The sequence below is a fragment of the Limnospira sp. PMC 1279.21 genome, from assembly GCF_032349615.1.
Lineage (GTDB): Bacteria > Cyanobacteriota > Cyanobacteriia > Cyanobacteriales > Microcoleaceae > Limnospira > Limnospira fusiformis.
The window spans coordinates 54,730-60,548 of the sequence record NZ_JARPLU010000007.1; the positions used below are offsets into that span (position 1 = coordinate 54,730).

A 5,819-nucleotide genomic window follows, 5' to 3' on the forward strand; every position below is an offset into this window, starting at 1 on the left:
TAGCCTCAAAACTTAGCCTCAAAACTTAGCCTCAAAACTTAGCCTCAAAACTTAGCCTCAAAACTTAGTTTCAGAACTTAGGCGATCGCCACGTCCCCATAGCGCGATATAATGTTAGCTTCAGTCCCCTTGCTAAATACCTGAAATGCGGTTAATTGTAGAACAGGAACAACTCAGTTCTAATCTATCCTTAGTTTCCAGAGCCATTCCATCCCGTCCCAGTCACCCGATTTTATCTAACATTTTGGTGAAAGCTGATGCGGACACTCAACAATTGAGTTTAACCGCCTTTGACTTGAGTATGGGAATTAACACCAGTTTTCCGGCTCAGGTTCAGCAGGGGGGAGTTTTGACCTTACCTGCTAAATTGCTCAATGATATTGTCTCCCGTTTACCTGGGGGCGATATTCAGGTCGATGATGAAGAGACAGAGGCTGTAGTTACCCTAACTTCCAGTTCAGGACGCTATCAAGTCCGGGGAATGGTGGCTGAGGAGTATCCCGACTTACCCTCGGTAGAAGGTGAACATAGCATTCAACTAGCGGCTGATAGTTTATTGGAAGGCTTAAAGGGAACTCTCTTCGCTACCAGCCCTGATGAAACTAAGCAAGTCCTAGCTGGTGTTAATCTCAAGGTGGGAAAAGATACCCTTTGTTTTGCTTCCACCGACGGTCATAGACTCGCAGTGGTCAAGGTGGAAAATGTCCGAGACCCCAATAGCCAAGAACCAGAAAACTTGGAAATCACTATCCCAGCACGCGCCCTGCGGGAGGTGGAACGCATGATTGTCAGTGCTAACTCAGCGCGACATAGTGCCGCCACGGAGGAAGAATCAACAACCCCCCCCATGGTGACTTTAGGTTTTGATGATACCCAAGTGGTTTTTGAATTGGGGACTCGTCGTTTGAACTCTCGTAAGTTGGAGGGTGCTTATCCGGCTTATGAACAGTTAATACCTAATAAGTTTTTAAGCCAGGTGAATGTTGAACGGCGGACACTTTTGGCGGCTTTGGAGCGGATTGGGGTTTTAGCCAGCCAAAAAAATGATATTGTTAAATGTATCATTGATGAGGTAAATCAACAAATTTCCCTATCTGTAGAAGCTGCTGATGTCGGGAATGCTTTGGAGTCAATGCCTGCTCAGATTTCTGGTGAAGAACCCAAGGAACTTGCCTTTAATGTTAAATACTTAATGGATGGGTTAAAGGTGTTGAATAGTTCGGAAATTCAGATACAATTGAACGCGGCAAGCACCCCGGTAATTATCAATCCTTTTGGAGGTTTAAAAATGACCTATTTGGTGATGCCTATTCAACTGCGTAGATAGTAGTCAAATGGCAGATTAAAGGTTGCCAAGGTAGGCGGGGGCGGGGCTGTAGCCATTAATTAAGAATGCTTTTTATGGGTGAGAATACAACAATACTCTACCTAAAAAACATCGGATTTAACTGCGCCCCGCCCCAGAAAATATATATAATAGCTGGCATTGAGAGGAGGGATAAAACCCTAACCTATGACCAGAAACTTAATTAGTTTCGGATTCAGGAAATGTGCGTTTGAAGTCTTCTAGCAACTCGTCCATTTCCTCGAGAGCCTGATTTACATCAATTCGCAAAGGCCCTAAATTGGGTTTTTCCAATAACTTGAGTAGAGCCTCCCGTTTGCTCTCAATTAAGGCAACTCCCTCTCGGATCTTCTGTGAATCCATGGATTATCCTCTTGTCACCTAGTTAGATTTTCGATGATTTTAGCATCAAACTCAAGTTTTGTGTTCTGGTGATGTGAAAAAAAAAACCGGACTGGGGGACTGTAAATGATTGGGGTTGACGGGCAATTTTTTGGTAAAGTATTGATTGATGACAAAAATTGATAATTAGTTAATCTGATGTTGCGTAAAATTTCTCTGGCTCAAGTGGGTTTAGTGCTGGGTGGGTTAATTACTGTGGTGGGGTTTGTCGCCTATTTTGCTGACTATGCTACCCTGAACCTAGCGGGGTTTTTTTATGGGATTCCCCTATTATTGGGGGGACTAGCTCTGAAAGCGGCAGAAATTAAACCGATACCATTTTCTGAACCGACAACGCCAGAAGTCCTCAGCAAGCGGGAACAACAGGCGACCCCGACTCAAAATCAAGTGCGATCGGATGTGACCCGCTATCGTTATGGCCAATCTGCTCACCTGATTGATGCGATCGAACGCCTGAAGCTAGGAGGGAATGATGAGGAACACCCACAACTACAAGCCTTGCGGGAAGGGGTGGTTGATGGCAGTTATGCGCTCATTTTAGAATTTTACTCGCCTTTTGTGCCTCTATCGGTGTGGGAAGAGAAACAAAGCAAAATTGCTCAATTTTTTGGTCCGAATTTGCGGGTACAGGTGACTCAACCAGAAACTGATTGCGTGGATTTAATCATGATTGCTGATACGGAAAGCTAATTGAGGGCTAATCAATAGGCAAATTTGGGGTTAAATCCCATAGCTTTGGGGAACTGGTGTCTATGCTACCTATTCGGGATTGCCTTTTTCTAAACGTACTGCATACCACTGTAGATATTTTCCGGGTCCCAAATCAAGATCACAGCAGGTATTGATGAGATATTCGGCTTGCTGGGAGGGGGTGGGAAACTTTTGGAGCTCACGGGGGAGATCATCTTGTAGTTGGGCTAGAATAGCCTGTAACTTGTCTGTAAGTTCAGCGACAGTCATAAGTTGCTCGGGTTGGTTAGACTCCAAGACCACAAAGTGATCTTCCTGGTACATTAAAGAATCTGCCATAAAAAATTTTTACCAAATCTAAACATCAGCAGGACAATCTCTAGCATAATCATGGTACGATCATTTTGCTAGGATATCGAGAACCAGTGGGTGTGGCTTGGAATTTATGCTAAGTCAGGTTCAGCCTCGATGTTTTTTTGTTTTGACTGGCACTTCACCTTACTATGACAAGCCCTACATTTACCAAATCAGCGGAAAAGCTCTCTAAACTTGAAGCTATCAAAGAGCGCAGTAATCAACTGCGGGAGCCTTTAGCTACTGAACTGCTGAACGATCGCAACTATTTGACAGAGGATGCGGTTCAGATTCTCAAGTTTCATGGCTCCTACCAACAGGATAACCGAGATAATCGGGTTCCGGGACAAGAGAAAGATTATCAGTTTATGTTGCGAACCCGCAGCCCAGGCGGATTTATCCCCCCTGAACTTTATCAGACTCTGGATCATCTAGCGGATGAATACGGGAATGGGACACTGCGGACAACTACCCGCCAAGGGTTCCAACTCCATGGGATTCTCAAAAAGAACCTGAAAACGGTTCTCTCTAGCATTATCAAAAGCATGGGCTCGACTCTGGGTGCTTGTGGAGACTTGAACCGGAATGTGATGGCTCCTCCAGCCCCCTATTGCGATCGCCCTGAGTATGAGTATGCGAAAACCTACGCGAATTATATTGCGGATCTGCTGACTCCTCAGACTGGGGCTTATTATGAAATTTGGCTCGATGGGGAAAAAATAGTTAGTGCGGAGGAAAACCCGGAAGTCAAAGCGGCGCGCGATCGCAATGGTAATGGCACAATTTTCCATGAGGGGGAAGAGCCGATCTATGGCAAGCATTATATGCCCCGTAAGTTTAAGTGTGCGGTAACAGTCCCCGGAGATAACTCTGTTGATATTTATACCCAAGATGTGGGTTTGGTGGTCATAACTAATGCGGCGGGAGAATTGGAGGGCTTTAACGTCCTAGCAGGCGGCGGTATGGGTAGAACTCACCGCAAGGAAGAAACCTTCCCCCGTATAGCTGATGAAATTGGCTATGTCGATCGCGCTGATATTTATGATTTGGTGAAGGCGATCGTAGCAACCCAGCGGGATTATGGCGATCGCACTAACCGCCGCCACGCGCGGATGAAATATTTAATTGAGGATTGGGGAGTTGACAAATTCCGCGCTCAGGTTGAGGATTATTTTGGCAAACCCCTAAAACCTTTTAAACCCCTGCCTCCCTGGAAATATCAAGATTACCTGGGATGGCATGAACAGGGCGACGGTAACTTATTTCTGGGTATCTCGGTAGAAAATGGTCGGGTGAAAGATGACGGGAGTTTCCGGCTGAAGGCAGCTTTACAGCAAATTAACCAAAAGTTTGAGTTGCCAATGTTAATTACAGGCAACCATAACATTATCCTGTATCAGATTTCGCCCAAACACCAAAAGACAATCGATCGCCTTCTGAAAGAACATGGGGTTTTGCCAGAAACAGAAATTGATCCTCTGGTCCGCTATGCCATGGCCTGTCCAGCTTTCCCGACTTGTGGATTAGCAATTACAGAATCTGAACGTGCAATCCCTGGTATCCTGGACCGGATTCGGGTATTGTTGGACAAGGTAGGGCTGGAACAGGAGCATTTTGTCGTTAGGATGACAGGATGTCCCAATGGATGTGCCAGACCCTACATGGCGGAACTGGGGTTCGTCGGTAGCGCTCCCGACACCTACCAGGTTTGGCTGGGAGGCTCTCCTAACCAAACGCGACTAGCTGAACCTTTTATGGAACGGCTGGCTCTATGTGACCTAGAAGCAGTTCTGGAGCCGATTTTTGTTGGCTTTAAACAGAATCGGCAACCGTCCGAGAGTTTTGGCGATTTTTGCCATCGTGTTGGTTTAGACTCCATCCGCACTTTTGTATCCAATTACCAAGTAGATTCCTCGATGAACATTGAGACGAAAGAAATCCCTGTCCCGACTTCCGTAGAAACACCCTCTAATGAGGCTCCCGCGCCCCAAGCTCCGGTCGATCCTAGCAAAATTCGACATCGGGTTAGTGTGCGTCATGACATCTATAGTCAACTAAAAGATGAGTCCAAACGCCAAAGCAAACCAATTGTGGAAATTGCTACCCAGGCGATTGAGGAGTACCTAGCTAAGGTGCGAGCTGAGTCCTAATTGCCTTTAATGGCAGATTAAGTAATCCCCACCCTACCAAAAGTCGGGTGGGGTCATTTTGTTAACAGAATTTCATGAGGGAACTTCAACGGATCGCGATCGCTTCTGAACAATTCCACCACCAACAAGTAGACCTGACTGCTGGACAACAGCATTATTTGGGTCGGGTTTTGCGCCTACAACCAGGCGATCGCTTTATTATTCTTGATGGTCGGGGGGGTTGGTGGCTGGCTATCTGGAAAGGCGGGCAAAATGCCACTGTAGTTGAACCGATAAGGATTAACAATGAGTTACCCATACCTGTGACTTTATGGGTGTCTATGCCTAAAGGAAGTGGCTTTGAGGAGATTGTGCGCTGTACTACGGAGTTGGGAGTGTCTCGTTTGGTTCCCATTATCAGCGCCCGCACTGTGGTTGTCCCTAGCCCTCAAAAACTAGCCCGCTGGCGACGTATTGCTACAGAGGCGGCGGAACAGTCAGAACGTCAGATCCTCCCGGAAATTACTGATCCACTATCGATACAGCAGGCTTGGGAAACTTTGTCAGACCAGGGAGAAGAGGTAGATAAATATATTTGTGTGGCTAGGGGAGATTTTCCCCACCTGTTGAATTGTTTGTTGGCTGCGAGAACGGGACAAGGAAAGGGTTATGTCTACAATTCCCTGCTTTTAGCTATTGGACCCGAAGGGGGATGGACAACACCAGAGGTTGAGGAGGCTATTAATAGGCGATTTCAGCCGGTGTCTCTGGGAAGCCGAATTTTGCGATCGGTCACAGCCCCCATGGTAGCTTTATCTCTGGTGGCTGCGGTCTCCGAAATGGATAATTATTAATTATTAATTATTAATTATTAATTGTTAATTTTGGCGATCGGTCAC

The 5,819-nt window shown here is 46.2% G+C and carries 6 protein-coding genes; 4 read left to right on the forward strand and 2 right to left on the reverse strand.

The window, feature by feature from the left end; genetic code table 11:
- The first annotated feature begins 145 nt into the window (after positions 1-145).
- Positions 146-1,327 carry a DNA polymerase III subunit beta gene (dnaN, locus tag P5683_RS02205; protein ID WP_006623055.1) on the forward strand — a complete coding sequence of 394 codons (1,182 nt, stop codon included), beginning with the start codon at positions 146-148 and terminating at the stop codon, positions 1,325-1,327.
- 198 nt (positions 1,328-1,525) lie between these two features.
- Here dnaN and P5683_RS02210 read toward each other — a convergent pair whose 3' ends face one another.
- Positions 1,526-1,708: a hypothetical protein gene (locus tag P5683_RS02210; RefSeq protein ID WP_006623056.1), complete on the reverse strand. Its 183-nt coding sequence runs from the start codon at positions 1,706-1,708 to the stop codon at positions 1,526-1,528.
- Between the two features lie 177 nt (positions 1,709-1,885).
- Between P5683_RS02210 and P5683_RS02215 the strand changes: the two genes are divergently transcribed.
- The gene (locus tag P5683_RS02215; protein WP_006623057.1) at positions 1,886-2,437 is read left to right on the forward strand and encodes a DUF2854 domain-containing protein; all 552 of its coding nucleotides are present in this window, start codon (positions 1,886-1,888) and stop codon (positions 2,435-2,437) included.
- A 69-nt stretch (positions 2,438-2,506) separates the two neighbouring features.
- On the opposite strand, the gene P5683_RS02220 is transcribed toward P5683_RS02215, so the two are convergent.
- Positions 2,507-2,776 carry a chlororespiratory reduction protein 7 gene (locus P5683_RS02220; protein WP_006623058.1) on the reverse strand — a complete coding sequence of 90 codons (270 nt, stop codon included), beginning with the start codon at positions 2,774-2,776 and terminating at the stop codon, positions 2,507-2,509.
- 164 nt (positions 2,777-2,940) lie between these two features.
- Here P5683_RS02220 and sir point away from each other — a divergent pair, with 164 nt between their 5' ends.
- Both sir and P5683_RS02230 read left to right on the forward strand, forming a co-directional pair.
- Positions 2,941-4,941: a sulfite reductase, ferredoxin dependent gene (sir, locus tag P5683_RS02225; protein WP_006623059.1), complete on the forward strand. Its 2,001-nt coding sequence runs from the start codon at positions 2,941-2,943 to the stop codon at positions 4,939-4,941.
- 74 nt (positions 4,942-5,015) lie between these two features.
- The gene (locus tag P5683_RS02230; protein WP_187758504.1) at positions 5,016-5,774 is read left to right on the forward strand and encodes a 16S rRNA (uracil(1498)-N(3))-methyltransferase; all 759 of its coding nucleotides are present in this window, start codon (positions 5,016-5,018) and stop codon (positions 5,772-5,774) included.
- Positions 5,775-5,819 lie beyond the last annotated feature (45 nt).